Annotated in this window: 19 protein-coding genes; 10 read left to right on the top strand and 9 right to left on the bottom strand. The window is 70.3% G+C overall.

All coding sequences use genetic code 11. The annotated features are described in order from the left end of the window. Positions 1-21 precede the first annotated feature (21 nt). Positions 22-3,762, bottom strand: a complete 3,741-nt coding sequence (locus ABZ382_RS12030) for an AAA domain-containing protein (protein ID WP_357087209.1) — start codon at positions 3,760-3,762, stop codon at positions 22-24. A gap of 422 nt (positions 3,763-4,184) precedes the next feature. Here ABZ382_RS12030 and ABZ382_RS12025 point away from each other — a divergent pair, with 422 nt between their 5' ends. Next, on the top strand, positions 4,185-4,928 hold the full coding sequence (locus tag ABZ382_RS12025) for an alpha/beta fold hydrolase (protein ID WP_357087206.1): 744 nt from the start codon (positions 4,185-4,187) through the stop codon (positions 4,926-4,928). 6 nt (positions 4,929-4,934) lie between these two features. Here the strand turns inward: ABZ382_RS12025 and ABZ382_RS12020 are convergent, their stop codons facing one another. Next, the gene (locus ABZ382_RS12020; protein WP_357087204.1) at positions 4,935-5,582 is read right to left on the bottom strand and encodes a phosphoribosyltransferase family protein; all 648 of its coding nucleotides are present in this window, start codon (positions 5,580-5,582) and stop codon (positions 4,935-4,937) included. A 41-nt stretch (positions 5,583-5,623) separates the two neighbouring features. Next, positions 5,624-6,427: a carbon-nitrogen hydrolase family protein gene (locus ABZ382_RS12015; protein ID WP_357087369.1), complete on the bottom strand. Its 804-nt coding sequence runs from the start codon at positions 6,425-6,427 to the stop codon at positions 5,624-5,626. 272 nt (positions 6,428-6,699) lie between these two features. Here ABZ382_RS12015 and ABZ382_RS12010 point away from each other — a divergent pair, with 272 nt between their 5' ends. Continuing rightward, positions 6,700-8,499 (top strand): DEAD/DEAH box helicase, encoded by a 1,800-nt coding sequence (locus ABZ382_RS12010; protein WP_357087201.1) that lies wholly within the window; start codon positions 6,700-6,702, stop codon positions 8,497-8,499. 66 nt (positions 8,500-8,565) lie between these two features. Here ABZ382_RS12010 and ABZ382_RS12005 read toward each other — a convergent pair whose 3' ends face one another. Continuing rightward, positions 8,566-9,324: a hypothetical protein gene (locus tag ABZ382_RS12005; protein ID WP_357087199.1), complete on the bottom strand. Its 759-nt coding sequence runs from the start codon at positions 9,322-9,324 to the stop codon at positions 8,566-8,568. Between the two features lie 164 nt (positions 9,325-9,488). Between ABZ382_RS12005 and ABZ382_RS12000 the strand changes: the two genes are divergently transcribed. The 3 genes from ABZ382_RS12000 to ABZ382_RS11990 all read left to right on the top strand — a co-directional run bounded on the left by ABZ382_RS12000 (position 9,489) and on the right by ABZ382_RS11990 (position 12,989). Beyond that, positions 9,489-10,658 carry an acyl-CoA dehydrogenase family protein gene (locus ABZ382_RS12000; RefSeq protein ID WP_357087196.1) on the top strand — a complete coding sequence of 390 codons (1,170 nt, stop codon included), beginning with the start codon at positions 9,489-9,491 and terminating at the stop codon, positions 10,656-10,658. 9 nt (positions 10,659-10,667) lie between these two features. Continuing rightward, positions 10,668-11,795, top strand: coding sequence for an acyl-CoA dehydrogenase family protein (locus ABZ382_RS11995; protein WP_357087193.1), 1,128 nt, complete (start codon positions 10,668-10,670; stop codon positions 11,793-11,795). Positions 11,796-11,915: 120 nt separating this feature from the next. Next, on the top strand, positions 11,916-12,989 hold the full coding sequence (locus ABZ382_RS11990; RefSeq protein WP_357087191.1) for a hypothetical protein: 1,074 nt from the start codon (positions 11,916-11,918) through the stop codon (positions 12,987-12,989). 24 nt (positions 12,990-13,013) lie between these two features. On the opposite strand, the gene ABZ382_RS11985 is transcribed toward ABZ382_RS11990, so the two are convergent. Then, a complete protein-coding gene (locus ABZ382_RS11985) occupies positions 13,014-13,541 on the bottom strand; it encodes a hypothetical protein (RefSeq protein ID WP_357087189.1) in 528 nt (175 codons plus the stop codon). A gap of 303 nt (positions 13,542-13,844) precedes the next feature. Here ABZ382_RS11985 and ABZ382_RS11980 point away from each other — a divergent pair, with 303 nt between their 5' ends. Continuing rightward, positions 13,845-14,093 (top strand): hypothetical protein, encoded by a 249-nt coding sequence (locus tag ABZ382_RS11980; RefSeq protein WP_357087186.1) that lies wholly within the window; start codon positions 13,845-13,847, stop codon positions 14,091-14,093. Between the two features lie 11 nt (positions 14,094-14,104). Here ABZ382_RS11980 and ABZ382_RS11975 read toward each other — a convergent pair whose 3' ends face one another. The 4 genes from ABZ382_RS11975 to ABZ382_RS11960 form a co-directional block, all read right to left on the bottom strand. Next, positions 14,105-15,031 (bottom strand): hydroxymethylglutaryl-CoA lyase, encoded by a 927-nt coding sequence (locus ABZ382_RS11975; protein WP_357087183.1) that lies wholly within the window; start codon positions 15,029-15,031, stop codon positions 14,105-14,107. Continuing rightward, the gene (locus ABZ382_RS11970) at positions 15,028-16,239 is read right to left on the bottom strand and encodes a CaiB/BaiF CoA-transferase family protein (RefSeq protein WP_357087180.1); all 1,212 of its coding nucleotides are present in this window, start codon (positions 16,237-16,239) and stop codon (positions 15,028-15,030) included. Before ABZ382_RS11970 ends, ABZ382_RS11975 begins: the two co-directional genes overlap by 4 nt. A gap of 256 nt (positions 16,240-16,495) precedes the next feature. Continuing rightward, positions 16,496-17,446, bottom strand: coding sequence for a TauD/TfdA family dioxygenase (locus ABZ382_RS11965; RefSeq protein WP_357087178.1), 951 nt, complete (start codon positions 17,444-17,446; stop codon positions 16,496-16,498). Positions 17,447-17,572: 126 nt separating this feature from the next. After that, on the bottom strand, positions 17,573-18,343 hold the full coding sequence (locus ABZ382_RS11960) for a deoxyribonuclease IV (RefSeq protein WP_357087175.1): 771 nt from the start codon (positions 18,341-18,343) through the stop codon (positions 17,573-17,575). A gap of 320 nt (positions 18,344-18,663) precedes the next feature. Here ABZ382_RS11960 and ABZ382_RS11955 point away from each other — a divergent pair, with 320 nt between their 5' ends. The 4 genes from ABZ382_RS11955 (at position 18,664) to ABZ382_RS11940 (ending at position 25,822) form a co-directional block, all read left to right on the top strand. Further along, positions 18,664-20,583 (top strand): protein kinase, encoded by a 1,920-nt coding sequence (locus tag ABZ382_RS11955; protein ID WP_357087174.1) that lies wholly within the window; start codon positions 18,664-18,666, stop codon positions 20,581-20,583. 79 nt (positions 20,584-20,662) lie between these two features. Continuing rightward, positions 20,663-22,402, top strand: a complete 1,740-nt coding sequence (locus ABZ382_RS11950) for a protein kinase (protein WP_357087173.1) — start codon at positions 20,663-20,665, stop codon at positions 22,400-22,402. A 97-nt stretch (positions 22,403-22,499) separates the two neighbouring features. Beyond that, positions 22,500-23,291 (top strand): ABC transporter ATP-binding protein, encoded by a 792-nt coding sequence (locus tag ABZ382_RS11945; protein ID WP_357087170.1) that lies wholly within the window; start codon positions 22,500-22,502, stop codon positions 23,289-23,291. After that, positions 23,291-25,822: an FtsX-like permease family protein gene (locus tag ABZ382_RS11940; protein ID WP_357087168.1), complete on the top strand. Its 2,532-nt coding sequence runs from the start codon at positions 23,291-23,293 to the stop codon at positions 25,820-25,822. The genes ABZ382_RS11945 and ABZ382_RS11940 overlap by 1 nt, the downstream gene beginning before the upstream one ends. Positions 25,823-25,902 lie beyond the last annotated feature (80 nt).

Here is a 25,902-nt window from a genome sequence, read left to right as displayed (position 1 = left end):
GGGGAACTCGGTGCCGCGCGGTCAGACCCGGTCGAGTTGCAGGACCGCGGCCAGGTCGGACAGTTCGGCCGTGGTGGCCGGGAGGAATTCGGTCAGCAGCGGTGAGCGCACGATGATCGCCGACCACATGGCCCGCGAGATGGCGCTGGTCAGCCAGTGCCGCGACAGCAGCGCCCCGATGCCGTGCGGGGCGTCCTCGGGCGCGGAGGTGGTCATGGAGACCAGCACCACCGCCGCCTCGCGACCCTGGAAGTGGTCGGGCGTGCCGACCAGCACGTCCTCGATCTTGGCCCGCGACAACAGGGTTCGGATGCGCGCCACCTGCGCGTGATACGGGGCCACCACCAGGATGTCGTGCGGGTGCAGGCGGCGGGTGACCGCCCCGGTGTGCCAGGGCAGGCCGAGCAGCGTCCGCACCTGGCGCACGATCTCGCGCGCCTCCTCGGCGGATTCGGTGCCGTTGCCGTGATGCTCCACCGCGACCGTGCGCACGCCGGGCGGGATGCCGTCGAGTTCGCGTGCCAGGGTGACGGTTTCGTTCGAGCGCAGCCGATTGTCGTAGCGCAGCCGCGACACCGGCCCGCACATGCGCGGATGCATGCGCCAGGTGCGGTCCAGGAAGTAGCCGTAGGCGGCGGGCAGGGTGCGGTGCGCGCCGAGCAGCCGGCCCAGCACGGATTCGGCGATGGGCTCGGGGTGGGTGCCGTGCGCGGTGGGCGGCGCGGGGTCGCCGACCAGCAGCAGATTGCGCGCGCACACCGCCACCGCGGCCGCCTCGGCCAGCGGGAACTTCCCGGCGTCCACGATGACCAGCAGGTCCAGGCTGTGGCGCGCGATGCGTTCGGGATCGGTGAAGTCGCCCGAGAGTCCGCCCACCACACAGCCGTTCACGGCATTGTCGAGGAAGCGCGGGTAGCGGGACGCCTCGATGGGCAGCCACTCCGGGGCCACCGCGCGGCTGTCGGCCTTGGCCACCAGCTCCGGGAGCACACCCACGTCGACGACGGCGTCGAGCAGATGCTCGACCGCCCGGTGCGTGCGCGCCACCACCCCGACCCGCCACTTGTAGCGGGTGACGAGCCGTTCCACGGCGCGCGCGGTGGTGACGGTCTTGCCGGTGCCGGGCGGACCTTGCACGGCCGCATAGGAATTGTCGAGGTCCAGCACGGCCGCGGTGACGGCGGCGGCCTGGTCGCCGAACACCTCGGGCAGCGTCGCGCGGGTGCGCAGCCGGGGCGGGCGGCGGGCGAGGATGTCGAAGACGGCCGTCTCGGGCACCTGGGGGAGCGTCACCAGCAGCTGATGCGCGGTGTCCTCCAAGGCTTCCGCGAGACGTGCGTCGGGGCCGGGCGGGCAGGGCGCGATGGCGGTGGGCAGCTCGTCGTAGGGCGCGCAGCCCGCGGGCAGGAACTCGACGACGCGCACCACGTCCTCGAAACCCGCGTCCAGGGAACAGCCGAGCACGGTGGCGTGCGCGGTGGCGCGCAGCCCGGGGGTGACGGCCATACCGGGCGCGGCATTGTCGTAGAGGGTGAGCACGGGGGTGCCGGGCGGCGGCGCGTTGCCGGTGCCCAGGCGGCCGGTGAGGGTCAGGTACCGGCGCAGGGGCCGCTGTCCGGTGCCGTGCCAGTCGGTGTCGACCGAGCCGGAGTCGGCGACGAGGACGCCCGCGGTGTCGGCCCATTCGTCCACGGGGTGGTCGAGGCGGTCGTCGTGGGCCCAGCGCAGCGGGCGGCGTTCGCGCCGGTGATAGCCGAGGGCGGCGGCGGTCAGTCCGGCCGCCTCCTGGGCCGGGCCGCGGCGCGCGCCCGAGCTCTCGGCGAATTCCCGCAGCGCGGCCTCGACGTCGTCGGGGCCGGTCTCGGCGTAGTCGTAGGCCCAGCGGCGGCTCGGCCGCACCCGATGTTCGGCGGCCAGTTCCAGCAGCCAATCCCGCAGGCGCAGGACCGCTTCGGCGCCGTGCGCGCTCTCCTCTTGATTGGGCGGCAGCTGGTGCAGGTCGTAGGACCGCTCGCCGACCACCAGCGCGGCCCGCACCACCGGGTACAGGTCGACCAGCGCGGGCAGCAGCTCCGCCACGGCGTCCTCGGCCTCGGAGTCGCGTTCCCCGACGGCGTCGAGCACCTCGCGCAGATCGCCGCGATAGTGGTGGATCCGCAGCTCCGGGAACTCGCGCTGGCGCTCCATCAGGAACTCCAGCAGCTCGTCGGCGTCGTCGCGCCGCCGCGTGGGCGACACCCCGCCGTCGCGCTCGCCGCCTCGAATCACGAAGGTGCGCTCGGTTTTCGGCAGCGCGGGCGCGGGTACGAAGCCCAGGTCGATGGTGCTCACGCCGGGCATCGGCCCGCGCTCGGCGGTGGCCACGCGATCGCAGACGGTCCCGGGGGCCGTCGCGCCGGGCGTTCTGGGACCGAAACTCAGTGCCACCGGAGGGATTTCCGCGCTGCCGAGCCGGGTCGTGCGCTCCGGCTCGAGCGGGTGGTCAGCGGTGTCGGCGCGGGTGTCACGAGGACTGTCGGCGCGGTGGGGGCGGGCGTTCGCGGGATCGGCGTCGCCGATCGCCGCGGCGAAACCCACGTGGACGATCAAATCACCTGCGGTGCGGCATATTCCGGCCCGAGGCCGGGCTGTTCCGCAGGTGCTGACCATGGGTACGCCGGCGCCGTCGGGTCCCGGCGGCGCGGTGACGCTGACGAACAGGTCGCCCGGGGCGGGGGCGGCCAGCGCGGCCAGGGCGGCCGGTTCGACGAGGCCGTGCACGGGGCGGCCGGTGCGCTCGCGCAGGATCTGGACCTCGGCCTGGCGGCGCAGCGCGGTGAGCGTGGCGGCGGGGATGCCGGTGACCGTGGAGTCGGCGACCGCGAGCCGGTCCACGGTGGTGATGCCGGCGTCGCGCAGGTGGGCGCGGGTGGCCGGGCGCATGCCCGCGACCAGCAGCAGGTCCCGGCGGGCCTCGAGTTCGGCGGTGCAGGTGGGGCAGTGGCCGCAGGCCAGGAAGCGCCGATCGCCCCACTGCACGGGAAGTAGTTCGCCGAGTTTGGATTCCACGATGAGGTCGAGCCGCGCGCGCCGGGCCTGGTAGACCACCGCCATGTCCGCGAGCCGATGGGTGACCGGGACCCCATCCTCCCACACCAGCGCGTGCGAGGCGGCCCGGAAGCCGTTGTGCCGCAAGGCATCCGCCGCCGCTGCCAGCCCGAGCAGGGTGGTGACACCACCGCGGCGTCCGGCGACGCCGGTCACGATGTAGTCGTGGCCCTCGGGTGCGTGGTCGCGGACCAGGAATTCGCAGCGCGCCGCGAAGTCGCCGTCGAACAGGACGGCTCCCGCGACCGCTTCGGCCTCGCCGCGCAGTGCCGCGGCGGTCTGCTCGTGCGCGACCCGCAGTCCGGCCAGCGCCTCGTCCTGCGTGTACTCGGGCGTCGCGGCGGCGGTGTCGCGGCGGAGCGCGCGGGGATGGTCGTCGGGCAGGCCCGCGAGCGGGTCGGCGTCCGGGGGCGTGAGGGCGGCCACGCCGAGGGTGGCCGCGGCGGCCGGGGATAGGCGGATGCGGGTGACGGCGTCGCCGTGGCGGTCGCGGAGGTCGGCGAGGCGGTGTTCGACGGCCGCGTCCGGGCCGCGGGTGAGCGCGCCGTGCGACGGGTACTCGGCCGGGGTCACCAGTCCCAGTTCGGCGTCGAGCGCGCGCAGCAGCGCGAACTCACAACGCGCCGCCGCCACCAGGTCCCCGGTGCTGCACACGACACGATCACCGAACAGCATCAACCGCGGCCCTCCTGTGCCATTGCTCCGCCCGCCCGGCCGGGATCGTCACGTGCCGAGTCGGCCATAGCGTAATGACTGCGGGCGGTGTGATGTGCCGCCAGGTGGGGCCCGCGCGCCGGGTCGTCCCGGTCGCGAGCCGCCCACGTCAGCGCGCGTTTGCGGGCGGTGTTGGGAGACAACGCGACTCGTGCGCGACGTGGTGGCCGGGTTCGGCTCAACGCCCGGTCGGACGCCAGAAATCACCCCGCCATTCCGGCGTGTCGCTCGGCGGGCGGGACCGGGTCGCCCGTCCGGTCCGGCCGCCGGGACCGGCGCCGGACCGGGAATCCGGGCCGACTGTTCGGTCCCCGCGTTAATTACTGACCAGTTGCCTGTTCGGAGCTCCCCCATAGCCGCGTCCGGTCTGTCACAATCTGCCGATGCTTTACCTCGCGGGCGCTCGCGGCCGCCTTCACTACCGACGATGGCAGCTCGACCGTGCGCAGGCCGTCCTGGCTCTGCTGCCCGGGATCGGCCAGCACAGCGCGCACTACCATCGGTTTGCCAGGGCGCTCGCCGCCCACGGAATCGAACTCTGGGCCCTGGACACCTCGGGCCACGGTCTCAGCGAAGGAGACCCGGAGCGGCCCGGCAATATTCACGAACTGGCCGCCGACGCGCGGATGTTCCTGGATCAGGTGCACGAGCACTCCGACTCCACGCCCTTCCTGATGGGTCACTCGCTCGGCGCGGCCACCGCGCTGGCGGTGCTGCGGGACGCCGAACCCCGGGACTTCTCCGGTTTGGTGCTGTCCGGTACGCCGCAGGCGGTGCTGGAGGGCCGGTCGCCGAAGTCCGCCCGCGGCAGCGCGGTCGCGAATCGTGGCCGGGCCCAAGCCGTTTCCGGCGGGAGTTCGGCCGAGGCCCGCTCCCGGGCCGCGGCGGCCACGGCCAGCGAATCGGATTGGCCGGGCCCCCGGCTGCCCGAGGGCCTGCCGGTGCTGATCGTGCACGGCGCGGACGATCGGCGCGCGCCGATCGATCCGGTCCGGGCCTGGTCCGAGCAGGTCGGGGCGCGCTTCCTCACCTACCCGGACACCGGTCACGATCTGCTGCACGAGCCCGCGCACGCGGCGGTCACCGCCGAGGTGGTCGATTTCGTGCACGCCCGTTCGCTGGTCTGACGGCGGTCACGGTTCCGGGTCGCGGGCGGTGGCGGGCCGCAGCAGCCGCACCACCTCCGCGTCGGTGAGCTGGTGGAAGTCGCGATACGCGCCGCCCACACCGCCGAGGTTGCGCGGCACCATCGGGCACACCACCTCATCGGCGATGGCCCGGATCCGCTGCAGCGCTTCGGCCGAGGACACCGGCACGGCCACGACCACCCGCCGGGGCTCGTGCTTGCGCGCGATCTCGCATCCGGCGGCCACGGTCGCGCCGGTGGCCATGCCGTCGTCGACGATCACCACGGTCCGGTCGGTCATGTCGATCGGCGGCCCCTCGCGCAGCACCCGCCGCCGCCGTTCCAGCTCGGCGCGTTCGACGTGCTCGATGTCGATCAGCTGCTCCGGGGACACGCCCGTGTGCCGCATGACGTCGTGATTGAGGACCCGCACCCGGTCCTCGCCGATGGCCCCCATGGCCAGTTCCGGCTGCCACGGCACCCCGAGCTTGCGGACCAGCAGCACATCCAGATCCCCGCCGATCGCGTCGTGCACCGCCGCCGCCACCGGAACCCCGCCGCGAGGCAGTCCCAGCACCAGCGGATCCGCCGCGCGCAGGTGCCTCAGAACCTCACCCAGCGCGCGCCCGGCGGCCCCCCGATCCGGATAGATCATCGGTATTCAGTCTAGTTGCGTGAGGCTCGGCTGACCGGGGCTCATTCGCCGTGGATGGTGTACCGGCGCAGCGCCAGGCTGGGGTTGGTGGCCCGGACCTCGCCCAGGTGCGTCAGGTCGACGCGGGCGGTGGCGATGCCGGGCTGGTCGCCGAGTTCGGCCAGCACCGCGCCGGTGGGAGCGATGATCATGGAGGCGCCGGAGCCGCGCGGTGCGGCCTGGTCGGCGGCGGCGACGTACATGGTGTTCTCGATGGCCCGGGCCCGCAGCAGGGTGGTCCACTGATCGACCTTGCCGGGGCCGGGAATCCACTGCGCGGGCAGCAACAGGGTGTGCGCGCCGGCGGCGGCCAGGCGGCGAATGCCCTCGGGGAAGCGCAGGTCGAAGCAGGTCTGCATGCCGAATACGACGCCGTCGACGGTGAAGGTCTGGGACTGGTCGAGCGGGCCGGGGATGAGCAGGTCGGATTCGCGGGAGCCGAAAGCGTCGTAGAGATGAACTTTTCGGTACACCGCGGCGAACTCGGCGTCGGGGGAGGCGGCGACGAGGGTGTTGTAGATGTGCCCGGCGGGCTGGTCCGGGCCCCCGGCCTCGACCACGCCGGCGACCACGTGCACACCGAATTCGGCTGCCACGCCACGTAATCCGGTGACGAACTCTCCGGTGAGCGGCTCCGCGGCGGCCAGCACCCGCTCGTCGAGGCGCTTGGTGGCGAACATCGCGTACTCGGGGGCCACCACCACCTTCGCTCCGAGTTCGCTGGCCGCTTTGACCTCGGCGCGCAGGGCGGTGAGATTGGCCACGGTGTCGGTGTGCGGATCGAACTGCACCACCGCCACGTCCACCGACCCCGCGGGCGCGGTGCCGGCCTGCTGCCGGGCCGCGGCGCCGGGCTCGGGGACGGCCGCCGCCACGGCTCCCGAGCTGGCCGCATCAGGCGAGGCCAGGGTCCCGGCGACATAGTTGTGGGCGGGCGCGGCTTCGGTATTTCCGAGTCCGGAAACCGGACTCGAGGGCGTCGGGAGGGCGGGCGCGGGCGGGTTGTCCGGTTGCACGACTCCCAGGGTATTCACCCGATGGTCAAGCCCGCAGCTAGCAGGCAGTAAAATCCATGGCAATGAGCACCTCACCGGCCGACAGCGTTCCCACTGACGACGAGAGGGACGTTTCCGGCCCGTCCTTCGCCGATCTCGGGCTCGATGACCGCATTCTGCGGGCCATCGCCGATGTCGGCTACGAATCGCCGTCGCCCATCCAGGCGGCGACGATTCCGCCGCTGTTGGACGGCCATGACGTGGTGGGTCTCGCCCAGACCGGTACCGGTAAGACGGCGGCCTTCGCCATCCCGGTGCTGCAGGGCATGCACGGGGCGGGCAAGGCGCCCAAGGCGCTGGTGCTGGCCCCGACTCGAGAGCTGGCGATCCAGGTAGCGGAGGCGTTCGGCCGGTACGCCACCCATATGCCCGGAACGCATGTGCTGCCGATCTACGGTGGTCAGAACTACGCGGTGCAGCTGTCGGGGCTGCGGCGCGGCGCCCAGGTGGTGGTCGGCACCCCGGGTCGCGTCATCGATCACCTGGAGCGCGGCACGCTCGACCTGTCGGAGCTGCAGTACCTGGTGCTCGACGAGGCCGACGAGATGCTCAAGATGGGCTTCCAGGAGGACGTCGAGCGCATCCTGCGGGACACGCCCGCGGAGAAGCAGGTCGCGCTGTTCTCGGCCACCATGCCGACGGTGATCCGCAAGATCTCCAAGCAGTACCTGAAGGATCCGGTCGAGATCACGGTCAAGACCAAGACCTCCACCAACACCAACATCACCCAGCGCTGGGTGCAGGTGTCGCATCAGCGCAAGCTGGACGCGCTGACCCGCATCCTCGAGGTGGAGCCCTTCGAGGCCATCATCATGTTCGTGCGCACCAAGCAGGCCACCGAGGAGCTGGCCGAGAAGTTGCGCGCGCGTGGCTATTCCGCGGCGGCCATCAACGGCGACATCGCCCAGGCGCAGCGTGAGCGCACCATCGGCCAGCTCAAGTCGGGCGTGCTCGACATCCTGGTCGCCACCGACGTCGCCGCCCGCGGCCTGGACGTGGAACGCATCTCGCACGTCGTCAACTACGACATCCCGCACGACACCGAGTCCTACGTGCACCGCATCGGCCGTACCGGTCGCGCCGGCCGCACCGGTACCGCCCTGCTGTTCGTGGCCCCGCGCGAGCGCCGGCTGCTCGACGCCATCGAGCGCGCCACCCGCCAGCAGGTCACCGAGATGCAGCTGCCCAGCGTCGAGGACGTGAACGCGCAGCGCGTCACCAAGTTCCACGACGCCATCACCGACAACCTGGCCTCGGACAACCTGCCGCTGTTCCGCAAGCTCATCGAGGACTACGAGCGCGAGCACAACATCCCGCTGGTGGACATCGCGGCGGCGCTGGCGGTCGGCGGCCACGACGGCGACAACTTCTTCATGGAGCCCGACCCGGAGCCCGCCCCGCGCGAGCGCCGTGAGCGTGCCCCCCGTTCCTTCGACGACCGCGAACGCGGCCCCCGCGAACGCCGGGAGCCCAGCGGTCCGTCCCGGCACCGTCAGACCGGCGCGGAACTGGTCACCTACCGGATCTCGGTCGGCAAGCGCCACAAGGTCGCGCCGGGCGCGATCGTCGGCGCCATCGCCAACGAGGGCGGCCTGCGCCGCAGCGACTTCGGGCACATCAGCATCCGCCCGGACCACTCGCTGGTGGAGCTGCCCGCCGACCTGTCCAAGGAAACGCTGAACGCGTTGAGCCGCACCCGGATCAGTGGTCAGCTCATCGAGCTCACCCTGGACGGCGGCCCGCCCGGACAGCGCTCCATGAGCCGCGCCCCGCGGCGCGAGGGCAAGCGCCCGGAACAGCACCGGCGCAAGCCGCGCTTCTGACCTAGCGCGCGAAACGACGACGCCCGCATCCGGAATGGATGCGGGCGTTGCGTTTTCGGTGAGTGGCTAGGCCGGGGCGCTGCCGGAGCCGGAGTTGTCGGCCGGGGTCTGCGCGGGAGTGGTCGGCGCGGCCGGGGTGGTCGAGGGGGTCGCGCCGGAGACGTCGGGGGCCGCCGGGGTGGTGGCGGGCGGGGTGGCCTGAACCACGGGGGCGTCCGGGACGGTCGAGAGGCCGACGGTCGGGAGGACGACGCAGCGGGCGTTGGGGTAGTCGATGGTGCCCCAGAGCGAGGCGATGATGGTGCCCGGGCCGGTCTCGACGGTCTTGGACAGCGTCGGGAGGCTGTACTCGGTGTGGTCGTCGAGGGGGACGATGCCGCTGCGGCCGTTGTTCACGTTCAGCCAGGCGACGGTCAGTCCGGAGGCCAGAGGGAAGCCGTTCTGCTGGGCCATGACCTGGAAGCTGACATTGCCGGCGGGCAGCGACACCGTGGCGGCCGGGCCCGCGATGCCGGTGACGGCGGTGGCCGAGGTGAGGCTGAACGGCATGTTGAAGCCGCAGCCCAGGGTGGGGGCCAGGTACGAGAACGGCGTGAACTGAACGCTTTCCAGCTTCGCGGCGGCGACCAGCTGGGCGGCCTTGGCGATGTCGGCGACCGCGGTCTTGCCCGCGACATCGTCGCCGACGGCGTGGGCGAGCTGTTCGACGCCGGTCTCGGCGGGAGTGCGGGGCTGATCGGCAGTGGCCGTGGTGGTGCCCAGGGCCGTGGCGGTGGTGAGCGCGGCGATGGCCGCGGTGCGCCGGAAAAGCGTGCTGCCGTTCACTCTGGCTGCTCCTGCGTTGCGGGTGTGGGGTTCTCGGGCAACCTACCAGTTCAGGTCGGTCCCGGTGCCGCCGAGCCGTCCCGTCGGTGTGATCCGGGTGACAATCCGATCGTTACCGGGGGGTAGGTTTGATGGCGACATCACAGCGACGCTCGGGAGAAGCAATGAAGCTGGCCCTTTCACCCGATGAGGTGACATTCCGGGACGAACTGCGCGAGTTCTACCGGACCAAGATCCCGGCGGAGATCCGTGACCGCGTCAAGTACGGTCTCGAGCTCTCTCGCGATGACATCGTCACCACCCACCGCATCCTCAACGAGAACCACCTGGCCGTGCCCAAGTGGCCGGTGCAATGGGGTGGCCGCGACTTCTCGCCCATGCAGCTGCACATCTGGGAAGACGAGATGCAGCTGGCGTCGGTGCCGGAGCCGCTCACCTTCAACGCCCAGATGATCGGCCCGGTCATCGCCCAGTTCGGCTCCGAGGAGCTCAAGCAGCGCTTCCTGCCGCCGACGGCCAACCTCGACATCTGGTGGTGCCAGGGCTTTTCCGAGCCCGACGCGGGTTCGGACCTGGCCTCGCTGCGCACCACGGCGGTCCGCGACGGCGACTCCTACATCGTCAACGGCCAGAAGATCTGGACCACCCTGGCCCAGTACGCCGACTGGATCTTCTGCCTGGTCCGCACCGATCCGAACGCCAAGAAGCAGGCCGGCATCTCGATGCTGCTGTTCGACGTGAACACCCCGGGCGTCACCATCCGCCCGATCAAGCTGATCGACGGCCACCACGAGGTCAACGAGGTCTTCTTCGAGAACGTCCGGGTCCCGGCCGACCAGCTGGTCGGCGAGGAGAACATGGGCTGGACCTACGCCAAGTTCCTGCTCGGCAACGAGCGCACCGGCATCACCGGCGTGGGCCGCACCAAGGTCAAGTTGGGCGTCGCGAAAGAGCATGCGGCGCAGATCCGTTCGGGCAACGGCACGCTGCTCGAGGATCCGGTCTTCGCCGCCCGGGTGGCCGAGATCGAGAACGAGCTGCTGGCCCTGGAGCTCACCCTGATGCGGGTGATCTCGAATTCCAGTGACGGCAAGCCGAATCCGGCCTCCTCGGTGCTGAAGCTGCGCGGTTCGGAGCTGCAGCAGGCCGCCACCGAACTGCTGCTGGAGATCGCCGGTCCGGACGCGTTGCCGGTGAACGCCGCCGACATCGCCTCGCCCGGCTGGGCGCAGCGCAGCGGCCCCGGGTACCTCAACTACCGCAAGACCACCATCTACGGAGGCTCCAGCGAGGTGCAGCGCACCATCATCGCCTCCACCATCCTCGGATTGTGAGCCGCCGCCATGGATTTCGAACTCACCGATGAACAGGTCATGCTGCGCGATACGGTCCGGGACCTGCTGGGCCGCGCCTACGACCCGGAGACGCGCCTGAAGGTCATCGACACCGAACTCGGCTGGAACCGCGACGTGTGGCGGCAGCTGGCCGAATTGGGCGTCCTCGGACTGCCTTTCGACGAGGAGGACGGCGGCGTGGGCGCGGGCCCGGTCGAGACCATGGTCGTCATGGAGGAGATCGGCCGCCGCAACGCGCCCGAACCCTATCTCGACGCCGTGCTGGTCCCCGGCGGGCTGATCGCCCGCGCGGGCACCGCCGACCAGCGGCAGCGCGTGCTGCCCGCGCTCGCGGGCGGGGAGACGCTGCTGGCCTTCGCGCACGACGAGCCCGGCTCTCGCTGGCCCGCCGCCGATCCGGCCACCACCGCGGTGCCGGACGGGGACGGGTACCGGATCACCGGCGTCAAGAACCCGGTGCCGCACGGTGACTGCGCCGATCAGCTGGTGGTCAGCGCCGCCCTGCCCGGCGGGGGAGTCGGGCTGTTCCTGCTCGCCGCCGACGCCGAGGGCGTCACCCGCACGCCGTTCCGCACCTTCGACGGGCGGCGTGGCGCGCAGCTCGAATTCGCCTCCGCGGCAGCCGAACGCCTCGGCGACGGCGGCGACGCCCAGCCGGTGATCGACGCGGTCACGGTGGCGGCGCAGGCGAGCCTGTGCGCGGAATCGCTGGGCGCGATGGAGGAGTCGATGCGGCTCACCACCGATTACCTGAAGACGCGCAAGCAGTTCGGGGTCACGCTCTCGAAGTTCCAGACGCTGACCCAGCGGGCCGCGAACATGTACGTCTCGCTGGAACTGGCCCGCTCCATGAGCCTGTACGCGACCGCGGCGGTGGCCGACGGCTCCGCGGACCGGGTCGCGGCGTCGCGGGCGCGGCTGCAGGTCGGCCGCTCGGCCCGGCACATCGGGCAGGAGTCGATCCAGATGCACGGCGGCATCGGCATCACCACCGAATACCCGGTGAGCCACTATGTCGCCCGGCTCACCGCCATCGCCCGCACCCTGGGCGGCGACCTGGAGCACCTGCGGGTGCTCAGCGATCGGGTCGGCGAGTACAGCCTCGTGGAGTTCTGACCGTAAGCCCCCTGAACGCGCCCCGCTCGAGCCTCGAGCGGGGCGCTTTCATGTCCGGTCCGGGGTGCGAAGGTGAAATTCCGGTGTCGGCAATCGGATTGGCGGGCGTAGGGTCGGAGCATGGGAGGAGACGCCGTACGGCTGGACGGGAACACTCTGGTGTTGCCCGGTGAGGTGGGGGTGCGGTTCATCCGCACGCTGAGACTGCCCGAGCAGGGGACGCATCCCTTGCCGCCCGGGCTCGGCGAGTTCCCGGTGCGGCGGGTGGCGGACTACGCCGCCTCGGTGCCGCCGGAATGGGCCGAACGCGGCGGCGTCATGCTGCCCATGTATCTGCGCGAGGCCATGTGGCTGTCGTTCTCCGCGAAGGAGCCCGCGGCACTGCAGATCGGCGTGGGCAAGGTGTGCGCGGTGTCGGGGAAGCCGTGGAGCGCCCGGCTCGATCGCGATCCGCAGAACTACGTGGTGCTGCCCCGGCAGCCGTGGCTGGACGGCATCAATTCCGGGAAGGGCACCATCCGGCAATTCGTCGCGGTGCCACTGGGATTGGGCGCGACCGTGGAGGGGCAGGTCACCGGGGAGGAGACCTGGGGCGGGATTCAACTGCAGAACTTCGCGCTGAACGATCTCGAGCTCGCGCGCTGGCGCAAGGCCGAGGAGGAGCGTCGCGAGCGGGAATCCCGCCGGCGTTACCGCAAGTCGGGTTCCGCCTTCCTGGCCGGAGCCCCCGGCGCTCTGCCGCCCCCGGCCGCGGCTCCGGCCTACGGCGCACCGCCCGCCCCGGGCGGTCATCCGGCCGGGGCGCCGCGCGCCACCGCCATGGGACTGGGCGTCGGCGGCACCATGCGGCAGCAGATCTACAAAGACGAACGGCCCCTGGCGGATTGGTCCACCGAGCGCTCGGGCCGCGTCTTCGTGCACCTGGTGACCCCGCCCGACTGGCGGCGCATCACCGGCGAAGCCGCGCCGCCGTCGCCGGTCGACCGCGCGGCGTACACCGCCGCGGGCCTACCCTGGTTCGACTACTTCGATTCGGACGCAACCGATCTCGCGCCCGCCGACCCGCTCGCGACTGTGGTCCCGGTCGGTGACTGGCTGGGCGACGACCACGAACCCTGGCATCCGCCGGCACCCGGTCAGGTGCATCAGCTGGGCGACAAGCAGGGCAAGCCCGTCGAGGACGGGGACTGGTAGCGGCCGGTCGTCCGCGGCGTCCGGCTAGTTGTCGGAGGTGTCCGACGCCGCGTGGTCCGTGGGCGAGGCGCTGGCGGGCTGCGTGGTCTCCGGGCGGGCGGTGACCGGCGCCTCGGTGGTGGTGCGCGGGGATTCCGTTGTGGTCCGGCTGGATTCGGTCGTCGTCGGCCGGGTGGTGGTGGTCGGGCGGGCCGGGGTCGAGCGGGTATTGCTCGGGTCGGCCGGATCCTCCGGGGTGCCGGTGACGGTGGAGATGGGGGCGCGCCGCGACGGCTGATCGGCGGCCACCCGCCAGGTCGGGGACGGCGGGATGACGATGGCCGGAGTCGCGGAGACGCCGCTCTTGGCCGAAGTCACCGGGGCCGCTTGCAGATCCGCGTTGATCGGCGGCGGCGCGACATAGGTGTCGGTGTGGCCGAGACCGCATGCGCCGAGCAGGATGAGACCCGCCGAGACCGTGCCGACCGCGGCCGCGGCGTACACCACGGGCTTGGGCAGGCGACGCCACGGGGTGACCGCGTGGTCGTCCGCGCGGGCGTTGCTGCCGTCCATGGGTGGCACTCCTGATTCGTATCGAGTGGGCTCACCCTAACGGAGGCGATGGGCATCGGCCAGGCGGGTGGTCGGTTCGATCCGAGGACCCGCCTGGGGTATTTCAGCGGCCTCGAAAATATCTCAAACAGCGGTGATTCAGATATCGAATTAGTAAACTCGACGCGTTTTGCATACGTGTCGCATGGACTTTCCGTTGCCGGGCCGTAATGTGTGTCCAAAGTTACACAAGAGACGCTCGAAATTAGCCGAGGGGCGCGCCGAAGATTCGCGAACCCGGCGGGCGTCACCGAGGAGTGGATGATGGGTGCATTCTCGACATCTCTGTTGCGCGCGTCGGCGCGCTCCGGAGAGCCTGCGGCCCCTCCGACGCCGCGGGTGCCGGCGCTCCTGGCTCGTATCGCCGCCTGGGTGTTCTTTCTCGGCGGCCTCACCGGCGCGATTCTCGGTATTGCCGGACTGCGCGTGGAGATCACCGTCGCGGGTTTGATCCTGGCCTGTACCGCAGGTCTGATCCTGCTCAAGATTCGCGCCGACGCGCACGATAGCTAATTTCTAGCGAATCAATTCCGGTTGGTAATTGTCCACTCGAAAGCCGTGGCTTCCGAGTTCGCGCCTTCGATAGTCCGGGATCGATTCGGTTCGCCGAGTTCTTTCAGCAAATCCTCGGAAATGCGCACCAACTCCGACAATACGGACGGGGTGAACCATTCCGGCCGGGTCGCGAACAATAGATCCTCGCTCGAGGTGTTCCCGGAGGCGCCCGGTGCGAACGGGCAGCCGCCCAGCCCGCCCAGCGAACCGTCCACCACGCCCGCGCCCGCGGCCAGCGCCGCCAGCGAATTGGCCACCCCCATACCCCAGGTGTCGTGCCCGTGGAAGACGATGCGGTGCTCCGGAGTTCCCCAGCGCCCGGTCGCCGCCACCGAAGCCACCAGTGCGCCAACCTGACCCGGATGCGCTTGCCCGAGGGTATCGGCGATCACGATGTCCGAGGCGCCCTCCGCGCGCGGATCGGCCGCGATGGCCAGCACCCGCGCCGGATCCACCGGCCCGTCGAACGGGCAGGTGAAAGCCGTTGCCAGACAGAGCTGGATGCGGCCGCCCGCCTCGTGCGCGTACCGGACCGCCTCCGGCATGGCGGCCAGGCTGTCCTCGGTAGTGCGGCCGATATTGGCCTTGTTGTGCGCGTCCGACACCGAGAAGCAGTACTGGAAGTTGCGCACGCCGGCCTCGGCGGCCTTGGCGACGTGCCGCGGCGTGGCCACCCACACCCAGCAGCGTTCCAGCTCCTCGGGGGTCAGCCGCTCGACCAGTTCGAGGGTATTGGCCATGGGCGGCACCAGATCCGGGCGCGCCATGGAACCGATCTCCAGCTCCGGCACGCCCGCGGCCAGCAGCTGCCGGGCGATCTGGACCTTGCGTTCGGTGGGCAGCACCTTCCCGGTGAGCTGCAGGCCGTCGCGCAGCGTGACATCGCGCAGGGTCATGACTTCGCCTCCAGGGCATCGATCTCGGCGTCGGTCAGGCCGAGCAGCTCGGACAGCACCTCGCGGGTGTGCTCGCCGAGGTCCGGGCCGACGTTGCGGATGGGCAGCGACTGCCCGCCGATCACGGGAACAATCCCGGGGAAACCGACTTCCTTGGGCTCCGGCTCGCCCACGTCCACCGGGAAGGGCTGGATCATATTGCGCGCCTTGTACTGCTCGTCGGCGACGATGTCGGCGGCGGTGTAGATGGGCCCGCACGGGATGGCGGCCGCCTCCAGCACCTGCAGCGCTTCCTCGCGGGTGCGCAGGCGCGTCCATTCGGCGATCGAGGCGTCGAGCCGATCGCGGTTGCGCCAGCGGCCCGCGTTGTCCTGCAACTCGGGGTCGGCGGCCAGGTCCGGGCGGTCGATGACCTGCATGTAGCGCTGGAAGATGGCATCGCCGTTGCCGCCGATGATGATGCTGTAGCCGTCGCTGGTCGGGTAGGCGTTGCTGGGCGCGATGCCCTCCATCCGCCCGCCGACCCGCTCGCGATTGATGCCGTAGGCCAGATAGTCGGGCACCAGCGATTCCATCACCGAGAGGATGGACTCGTTCAGCGCCACGTCGATGATGCGCTGCTCCAATGGAACCCGCTGCACCCGTTCCCGCTGGAACAGGGCCATGACGGTGCCGAAGGCGGCGTAGATGCCCGCGATGGAATCGCCGATGGACACGCCGACCCGCACCGGCGGCCGATCCGGATCGCCCACGAGTTCCCGCAGCCCGCCGACCGCCTCGGCCACCGCCGCGAATCCCGGCCGCCGCGACAGCGGCCCGGTCTGCCCGTAGGCGGAGATCCGCGTGATGACCAGATCCGGATTCGCCGCGTTCAGCACCTCGGGCCCGAGTCCCCACTTCTCGAGCATTCCCGGCCGGAAGTTCTCCAGCAGCACATCGCACCGCTTGATGAGATCGAGCACGATCCCGCGCCCGGCCTCGGTGCGCAGATCCAGCGTGATCGACTTCTTGTTCCGGTTGACCGTCCGGTACAGCATCGAGGTATCCCCGCCGTACAGTCGCCAATTCCGCAGCTCGTCACCGGTTTCCGGTCGCTCGACCTTGATCACCTCGGCCCCGAAGTCCCCGAGTATCCGCCCGGCCGTCGGCGCGGCCACGTAATTACCCAACTCCAGAACCCGAACGCCGTCGAGCGGCCGAATCTCCATGCCCACAGTCTGCACGATGGGGTTCGCGCGAATCCGGCGAAGTCGATGGGAACGGCATCCGCCGACGGACATGACAAAGGCCGGTGCGACGGCAAGAGAGAGGTTGGTGTCGTCGCACCGGCCTCGCCATGGGGCGCGGGGTGTACGTGTGGCACGCGCCCCATGGCATCGAGTCGTGTCGGTCCGCGAGACGGGCGGTGGCGGGTGAGTGGCAGCACCCCCATGGGGCCCGAATCGCGGTGCTCCATGCCGGGTTTCAGGCGGCTCGGGGCGTGACTTCCTCGATGATCGAGTAGTGCTCGGCGTTGCCGGTGATGATGGTGCTGGGGTCACCGTGCACGTCGACCGGGACGTCGCCGGCCAGGGTGATGCGGGTGAGGCGGCGGGGCTGGCCGTCGTAGTCGTCGATGGCGTAGTGCTGGGTGGCGCGGTTGTCCCAGATCGCGACGTCGCCGAGCTGCCAGTTCCAGCGGGTGGTGTTCTCCAGGCGGGTGACGCGGTTCTGGAGGAGCTGGAACAGGGCCTGGGATTCGGCGGCGGAGAAGCCGACGAAGTTCTTCACGAAGTGGCCGAGCAGCAGGGCGCGTTCGCCGGTCACCGGGTGCACGCGCACCACCGGGTGCTCGGTCTCGTAGTAGCTGGACTCGAATTCCTCGCGGTAGGCCTTGATGTTGGCGGTCACCTCCGCGTTCTCGCCCCGCGCCACCTCGGTCCGGTCGGCGGCGTAGTCGTAGGCGTTGGTGTGGCGGGCCCGCAGGTTCTCGACGAACGCCTTCAGCGGCGCGGGCAGCGAGTCGTAGGCGGCCACGGTGGAGGCCCAGGTGGTGGAGCCGCCGTAGGACGGCAGGTGCACCGCGCGCAGGATGGACGCCTTCGGCACCCGGTCGACGAAGGTGACATCGGTGTGCCAGCTGTTGGCGCGGCCGTATTCGGAGTCGATGGGCAGGGTCTTGACGCCCTTGGAGGTGACGGTCGGGTGCGGGGTGGTGGGCGCGCCCAGCAGCTGCGCGAACTCGTACTGCCCGTCCTCGGTCAGATGCTCCTGGCCGCGGAAGAAGATCACCTTGTGCTTGTGCAGCGCGTCCTGGATGGCCTGCACGGTCACCGAATCCAGGTCGCCGCTGAGCCGGACGCCGTCGATGCGCGCACCGATCCTGCTGCCCAGCTGCACGACCGTGGGGGTGGAAGTTGCGTAATCGACGGACATGCCATGCCTTTCGCCCGATGGAATCCGGCTCGGATTCGAGCCATGATCAGGACACCATCGGGTACGCCGCCGAAACAGGTTCAGGATCAGCGGGATCGAAAGGACAACGGCGGGCGCCGCGGGCGCTCAGCCCAGGTGTTCGCGCAGATACTTCAGATCGTCGGCCACGCCCTCGGCGGGGGTTTCCAGGATCACCGGCGCGTCCGCGGTGCGGCACACCTCCGCCAGCAACTGCGGATCGATGGTGCCGTCGGCGAAATTGGCGTGCCGGTCCGCGCCCGAGTCGAAGGCGTCGCGCGAGGAGTTCAGGTGCACCAGGTCGATGCGCCCGGTGATGGCCTTGATCCGTTCCACGATCCCGACCAGTTCCTCACCGCCCGCCCAGGCGTGGCAGGTGTCCAGGCAGAACCCGGCCCCGAACTCGCCGACTGCGTCCCACAGCCGCCCGATATCATCGAAATACCTTGCCATGGCGTGATTCCCGCCGGCCGTGTTCTCGATCAGGATCGGCACCGCGAACCCGCCCTTGTCGGCCTGGCGTTCGAACAGCTTGCGCCAGTTGACGAATCCCTCCGCCATCTCCTCGTCGGAGCGGACGTGCCCGCCGTGTACCACCAGGCCGAACGCTCCCAGGTCGGCGGCGGCCTTGGCCTGCTGGGCCACCGCGTTGCGCGAGGGCATGCGCAGCCGGTTGTTCAGGCTGGCCACATTGATCTGATACGACGAGTGCACCACCACGTCGATGTCGCTGGCCTTGATCTGCTCGGTCAGCGGGTGGGGTTTGGGTTTGTCCCAGCTCTGCGGATCCACCACGAACATCTGGATGACATCGGCCCCGAGCTGCTCGCCGAAGCCGATCGGGTCGCTGTCCGTCCGGACGTGAGCTCCAATGCGCATACGCCCAGCGTATCCCCGACCCCCGACAGCCCAGGGCGGGTCCGGCCGGGACGACAAGCAAACGTTGAGTGTTGCGTTAGCGGGTCGTGCGTAGATAGATCGGTAGGAATTCCGAAGCCCGGCCGATCAGAGGAGGTGAATACCGTTGCAGGCGAACGCTGCAGGTTCGCGCGGCGCGCCCGGCCCGGCGCGAGGCGCGGGTCGGATCGGCTACAGTTTCGGTGTTTTCCGGATCGGCCCGTTAACGATCACGCCGATCGTCTGTGGTACTCCGCACGCTGGTGGGTCCCGGCGCGTGGAGTGGGAAGTGGGAGATCGTCATGCTGTCCGAAGGTGACGTTTTTGCTGAGTATGTCATCGAGCGGCAGCTCGGCCGGGGTGGCATGGGTTCGGTGTACCTGGCCAAACACCCGCGGCTGCCCCGGCTGACGGCGCTCAAGCTGCTGAATCGGGAGATGGTCTTCGACAAGGAGGTCCGGGCCCGCTTCGAACGCGAGGCCGACCTGGTCGCCCAGCTGGACCACCACAACATCGTCACCGTCTACGACCGTGGGCTCGAGGACGGCCAGCTGTGGATCTCCATGCAGTACATCGACGGCATCGACGCCGCCAGCGTGAATCCGCAGACCCTGCCGCCCGAGCGGGCCGTGCAGATCGTCGCCGAGATGGCCGACGCCCTGGACTACGCGCACCGCAACGAGGTGCTGCACCGGGACGTGAAGCCCGCCAATATCCTGCTGGCCCGTTCCACCGGCGGTAAGGGCGAGCGGGTGTACCTGACCGACTTCGGCATCGCCCGGCTGCGCGACGACAGCGGTCACCTCACCCAGACCGGGACCTTCACCGCGACCCTCGCCTACGCCTCGCCCGAACAGCTGACCGGGTCCGCGCTGGACGGCCGCTCCGATCAGTACTCGCTGGCGTGCACGCTGTTCTGGCTGTTCACCGGGTCCGGGCCGTTCTCCGCCACCAACCCGGCCGCGGTCATCCAGGGGCACCTGCAGAATCCGCCGCCGCCGCTGAGCAGCGCGCGGGCCGGACTGCCGCCGAGCATGGACATGGTGATCGCCAAGGCCATGGCCAAGCGGCCCGAGGACCGTTTCGCCAGTTGCAGCGACTTCGCGGCCGCCGCGCGCAGTGCGCTCGCGAATCCGAGCGCGCCCGCCATCCCGCTGGTCAACCGGACCGCGCCGCCCATGCCGGTCATGCCCTACACCGGGGGACCGGCTCCGGTCGCACCGCTGACCGGTGGCGGCATGCAGACCGGGATGCCCATGTACACCGGTGGCGCGATGCCGACCGGTGGGCCCATGCAGACCGGTGGGCCGATGCAGACCGGCAATCCGCTGACCGGCGGCGCGCACCAGACGGGGATGCCGGTCACCGGCGGCCCCATGCAGACCGCGCGCCCGCAGACCACGCCGCCGACCCCGGCGGTGCCGTATCCGGCTCCGACACAGGTCAATCCGGTCAATCCGGTCCCGCCCAAGCCGGTGACCGGCAGCTACACCGGTCACGGCACCAACCAGTACACGCAGCCCCCGGCTTACGGCTACGCGGGCCCGGGCCAGCAGCAGCGGCCGCCGATCGCGCCGCTCGCCGGGCCGATGCCGCCCAAGAAGTCCAATGCCGGGCTCATCATCGGCATCGTGTCCGCGGCCGTGGTGCTGCTGATCGTCCTGGTCGTGGTGCTGGCGGCGATCGGCAGCAAGACGGGCGACGACAAGTTGGGGTCGCCGACGATCTCGGCCACCACGTCGCCGGGCGCCGCCCCCAAGAGCGACAAGTCGATCGACTGGTCGGCCGCGGCCAAGGAGTTCCCGAAGCTGTTGCCCGCCACCAAGACCGGCGGCAAGGGCCTCAATGGCGCGACCTGCTGGGTGGCCGACTCCCCGGTCTCCTCCGACGCCACCGACGGCACCCCCGACTTCGGCGACTGGAAGGTGCAGTGGCGCTGCTACGGCGGCAGCGACAACAAGGACCCCTTCTACCGCATCTTCGCCTACTCCTCGTCGGCCGCCGCGCAGTCGGTGGTGAAGGGCCTGACCGCCGACACCACCACCCAGGACACCAACGGCGGCAAGACCTACACCAACTACCAGATGACCGACGACAGCCATCCGCGCATGGTGACCGCCTTCACCGACCCCGGCCGCACCCAGTACCTCATGTACACCGACGGCCTGGTCGGCAGCATCGACGACGTCGTCAAGTGGTGGAAGAGCGCCCCCATCAACTGACCTGACCTGGGCGGATGACAGCCCCCGCACGGGGCACGTAGATTCGCGAACCGAAGGAGAGTCGGTCGGAAGGGATCTTGTGCTGCGCAGCGGGGAGTTGTTCGCCGGGTACGAGATCGAACGTGAGCTCGGGCGTGGCGGGATGGGGGCGGTGTTCCTCGCCCGGCACCCGCGCCTGCCTCGGCTGATCGCGCTCAAGCTGCTGGGCCGGGAGCTGTTCGGCGATGCCGAGATCCGGGGCCGGTTCGAGCGGGAGGGCGATCTGATCGCCCGGCTCGATCACCCGAACATCGTGCCGATCTACGACCGGGGCATCGACGACGCACAGCCATGGATCGCCATGCGGTATGTCGACGGACCGGACGCCTCCCAGCTGGACGCGGCGAATCTGCCGCCGCGCGAGGCGATCCGGATCATTGCCGAGACCGCCCGGGCGCTGGACTTCGCGCACAAGCGTGGGGTGCTGCACCGGGATGTCAAGCCCGCCAACATTCTGCTGGAACGGGCGGACGGCGAGGAACGGGTCTTCCTCGCCGACTTCGGTATCGCGCGGCTGCGCGACGACGCGAGCAAGCTCACCCAGACCGGCTCGTTCACCGCGACGCTGACCTACGCCTCGCCCGAACAGCTCTCGGGTCAGCCGCTCGATCCGCGGTCGGACCAGTATTCGCTGGCCTGCACCCTGTTCCGGCTGCTGACCGGGAACGTGCCGTTCGACGCCGAACATCCGGTCGGCATCATCCGTGGTCACCTCGAGCAAGCGCCGCCGCCGGCGAGCGCGCTGCGGCCGGGGCTCCCCGTGGCCCTGGACGCGGTCCTGGCCCGGGCCCTCGCGAAACAGCCTGAGGGACGGTTCGATTCGTGCGGGGAGTTCGCCTCCGCGGCGCAGGACGCGCTGGAGAATCCGGCGGGTGCGACGCAGTTCCTCGCGCCCGCGCAGTTCGGGCACGGTGGGACGCCGAGACCGTCCGGCCCGCCTCCCACGGCGGTGCTGAACTCCCAGACGGGCGGCGATCCGAATTCCGTTCCGGGAGCGCGCCGGACGATGCAGTACACCGCGATGGCTCCGGTGGCCACGCCGCCGCGTCCGCTGCCGCCGCCCCCTCCCGCGCCCCGCAAGAAGCGTTCCAGGCTGCGCGGCTGCCTGATCGGCGCGGCCGCGATCGTGGTGCTGCCGCTGGTGGGAATCGCGGGTTGCCTGGCCGTGATCGACCGGGCCGCGACCTCGAACACCCCCGCGACCACGACCGCCGAGCCCGCGCCGAGTACCGAGGAGGCGCCCGCGCCGACCGAGGCGACCGAGCCCGCCGGGGTCCCCGAGCACGCGGGCGCGGACGCGCAGCTGCTCAGCCAGCGCTTCCCGCAGATGCTGCCGCCCGCCGACCCGTCCGCCGAGACCAATGCGGGCATCGGCTACCAGGGCGCGGCCTGCACGACCTACCAGCATTCCGCGCCGCCGCCGGACTCCGGTTCCGGGGACCCGGACCTGGGTAACTGGTCGGTGGCCTGGGACTGCGCGGGCGGGGTCGGCCATCCGGCGTACCGGTTCGTCATGTACTCCTCGACCGCCGAGCTGGAGGAGGCGCTGGCCGCGCTGCCCGGCTACAACCGTTCCGAGGTCAAGGTGCGCGGCGGGAAGTACACGAACTACCAGATCAGCGGTAGTGCGCTGCTGCGCCCGCGGCTGGTGACGGAGTTCCACGCCAAGGAGGGCAAGGACGGTAAGGACGCGAAGCACGCCTTCCTCATGTACAGCACCGGCTTCCTCGCCACGGATGACCAGTTGCTGGACTGGTGGCGGTCCGCCCCCATCAATTGAGGCTCCGACCCGGTCGTTCGTGTGGACTTCGTGAGGACACGGCCATCAGGGACATCCCGGATGGCATCCGCCCGCGAAGCTAGACACACTGGACAGCATGACTTCGAACGTCTCGGAATCCGTCACTCTCGACACAGGCACCGACACGGTCGCGGCTCGCGCGACCGACCTGGTGAAGGTCTACGGCTCCGGCGATACACAGGTCCGCGCGCTCGCCGGGGTCACGGCCGAGTTCGCGAAGGGGGAGTTCACCGCGATCATGGGCCCTTCGGGCTCCGGAAAGTCGACGCTCATGCACTGCCTGGCCGGGCTCGACGCGGCCACCGCGGGCACGGTCCACATCGGTGACACCGATCTGACCCGGCTCTCGGACAAGCAGATGACGAACCTGCGCCGCGATCGGATCGGCTTCGTGTTCCAGGCGTTCAACCTGGTCCCCACCCTGACCGCGCTGGAGAACATCACGCTGCCGCTGGACATCGCGGGCCGCAAGCCCGACGAGGAGTGGCTCTCCACGGTGACCAAGCGGCTCGGCCTGAACGACCGCCTGACGCACCGGCCCGCCGAACTGTCCGGCGGCCAGCAGCAGCGCGTGGCCTGCGCCCGCGCGCTGGCCGGGAAGCCGGACATCATCTTCGGCGACGAGCCGACCGGCAACCTGGACTCGCACTCCTCCGGTGAGGTGCTGTCCATCCTGCGCGCCGCGGTCGACGAGTTCGGGCAGACCGTGGTCATCGTGACCCACGATCCGCGCGCGGCCTCGCACGCCGACCGGGTGGTGTTCCTCGCCGACGGTCAGATCGTGGACGAGCTGCGCGAGCCCACCGCGGATTCCATTCTGGACAAGATGAAGTCGCTGGAGACGACGGCCGGGGAGGACGAGCTCTGATGGCAGGCTCCCCGATGCGCAAGGTCGCCTTGCGCAATCTCGCCGCGCACAAGGTGCGGCTGGTGCTGACCCTGCTGTCGGTGGTGCTCGGCACCGCCTTCATCTCCGGGTCGTTCATCTTCACCGACACCCTGCAGAGCACCTTCGACGGCATCTTCGCCAATCAGGCCAAGGGCGTGGACGTGCGGGTGCAGCCCAAGGGGCAGCAGTCGCTCGGCGTGCCGGACGACGTGGTGACCAAGATTGCCCAGGTGGACGGGGTCCGGACCGTCGCGCCCAGCGTCAACGGGCCGGTGGTCCTGTTGAAGGACGGGCACGCCGTACAGACCGGTGGCGCACCGGCTTTCGGGCAGTCGTATCTGCCGCCGGAGAAGTCGGTGGCCGAGCCGGAGAAGTACGTCGACGGTGTTCCGCCCGCCAAGCCGGGTGAGATCTCCATCAACAACGGCGGCGCGGATCGGGCCGGTTTGAAGGTCGGCGATCGCACCCAGGTGCTGGTGCCGTCCAAGGGCAATATCGATGTGACCGTGTCCGGCATCTACGAGATCGACGGCTCCTCCAATACCGGTGGGTTCGTGCAGCTGCTGTTCGAGGACACGCAGGCGCGGCAGCTGTTCACCGACGGCAAGCACGTGGCGTGGGTGGACGTCGCGGCGCGGCCCGGTATGAAGGCCGACGATCTGCGCGACGAGATCAAGGCGGCGCTGCCCGAGTACAAGGTGCAGAACGCCGATGAGGTGCGCGAGGACTTCAAGGCGCAGCTGGGCAACGCGCTGAAGTTCATCAACTACTTCCTGCTGGCGTTCGGGTCCATCGCGCTGCTGGTGGGCACGTTCATCATCTACAACACCTTCTCCATGCTGGTGGCGCAGCGACTGCGGGAGCTGGCGCTGCTGCGGGCGGTCGGCGCGAGCCGGCAGCAGATCGCGCGGTCGGTGGTGGGGGAGTCGCTGATCGTCGGATTGATCGGCAGCGCACTGGGTCTGGCCGCCGGCGTCGGGCTGGCGTTCGGATTGTCCGGACTGCTCAACGCGTTCAAGCTGGGGCTGCCGACCGGGACCATGGCGCTGGAAACGCGGACCGTGGTGGTGGCGCTCGTGGTCGGCACCGTCGTGACGGTGCTCAGCGCGTACGCCCCGGCGCGGCGGGCGGCCAAGGTGCCGCCGGTGGAGGCCATGCGGTCGGAGTCCAATTCGTCCGGAGAGTCGTTGCGGCTGCGGACCATTGTCGGCGCGGTGCTGGCGGTGGCCGGTGTGGTGCTGGTGGTGCTCGGCGCGCGCGGCACCGGCGGGACGGCCGCCTCGGTGGTCGGGATCGGCGCGGCCGCACTGATTCTCGCGGTGCTGTTCGCCTCGCCCGCCCTGTCGCGGCCGGTGGTGTCGGCGCTCGGGGTGCTGACCCGGCCGTTCGGCCCGGTCGGACGGATGGCGCGCAACAACGCGATTCGCAATCCGCGGCGCACCGCGGCGACCGCGTTCGCCTTGACGCTGGGCCTGATGCTGGTGTCCGCCATCGGCATGCTGGGGTCCTCGGCCAAGGCCAGCATCAGCGAACTGGTCGACCACGGCGTGAAGGCCGACTACATGCTGGCGGGCCCGCCCGGCGGCCTGATCGGCGTACCGCTCGCCGCCACCGCCACCGTCGCCCAGGTGCCGCAGGTCAAGGATGTGGTGGCCTTCCACGGGATGGCGTTGAAGGTCGACGGCAAGCAGGTGCTGGGCACCGCGCCCGAGGGGCAGATGACCAAGGTGCTCGACTACACCATGCGCGAAGGCACCGACCAGCTCGGCGCCGACGACATCATGGTCTCGGAAACCTTTGCGGCCGACCACGGTTGGCATCTCGGCGACACCGTCGACATCACCAGCCTGGACTACCGCAAGTTCCCGGTCACCGTGGCGGGCGTCTACAAGGACACCCAGCTGCTGCAGAACCTGGTGGCCTCCATGTCCCTGTACGACCGGACCGTGCCGGTCAGCTACCAGAGCAGCTTCCTGGTCCTGGTCGCCGCCCAGCCGGGAGCGGACCTGCCGGCCATGCGCGCCAACCTGGAGAAGGCCACCGAGCAGTATGTGATCGTCCAGGTCCAGGACCGCGAGGACTTCAAGGGCGCGCAGGGCAAGCAGATCGACACCCTGCTGGCCATCCTCTACGGCCTGCTGGCCCTGGCGGTGGTGATCGCCATCCTCGGCATCGTCAACACGCTGGCCCTGTCGGTCGTGGAACGCCGCCGCGAGATCGGCATGCTCCGCGCGGTCGGCATGCAACGCCCGCAGGTGCGCCGCAGCATCTACCTGGAATCCATGCTGATCGCCATCTTCGGCGCGGTGGTCGGCGTCATTCTCGGCATCGGTCTCGGCATCGGATTCCTCAGCACCCTGAAGGATCTCGGCATCGCGACCATCGCCGTGCCGTGGGGTCAGATCATCCTGATGTTGCTGGCCTCCGGTTTCGTCGGCGTGCTGGCCGCCTTGTGGCCCGCTATCCGAGCCGCCCGCACACCCCCGCTGGCCGCCATCGCCGACCTGTGACCGGCTTCGTTACCCCAGGCCGTCATCCCCGTCGGTTCCTTCGCCCATGAAAGCGGGGGCCTTCGGAAATGACAACGTTT

Origin of the sequence: Nocardia sp. NPDC005825 (assembly GCF_040630175.1) — a bacterium.
Classification (GTDB): Bacteria; Actinomycetota; Actinomycetes; order Mycobacteriales; family Mycobacteriaceae; genus Nocardia.
The sequence above is the reverse complement of the archived record's forward strand: the minus strand, read 5'-3'. Positions and strand labels throughout refer to the sequence as shown.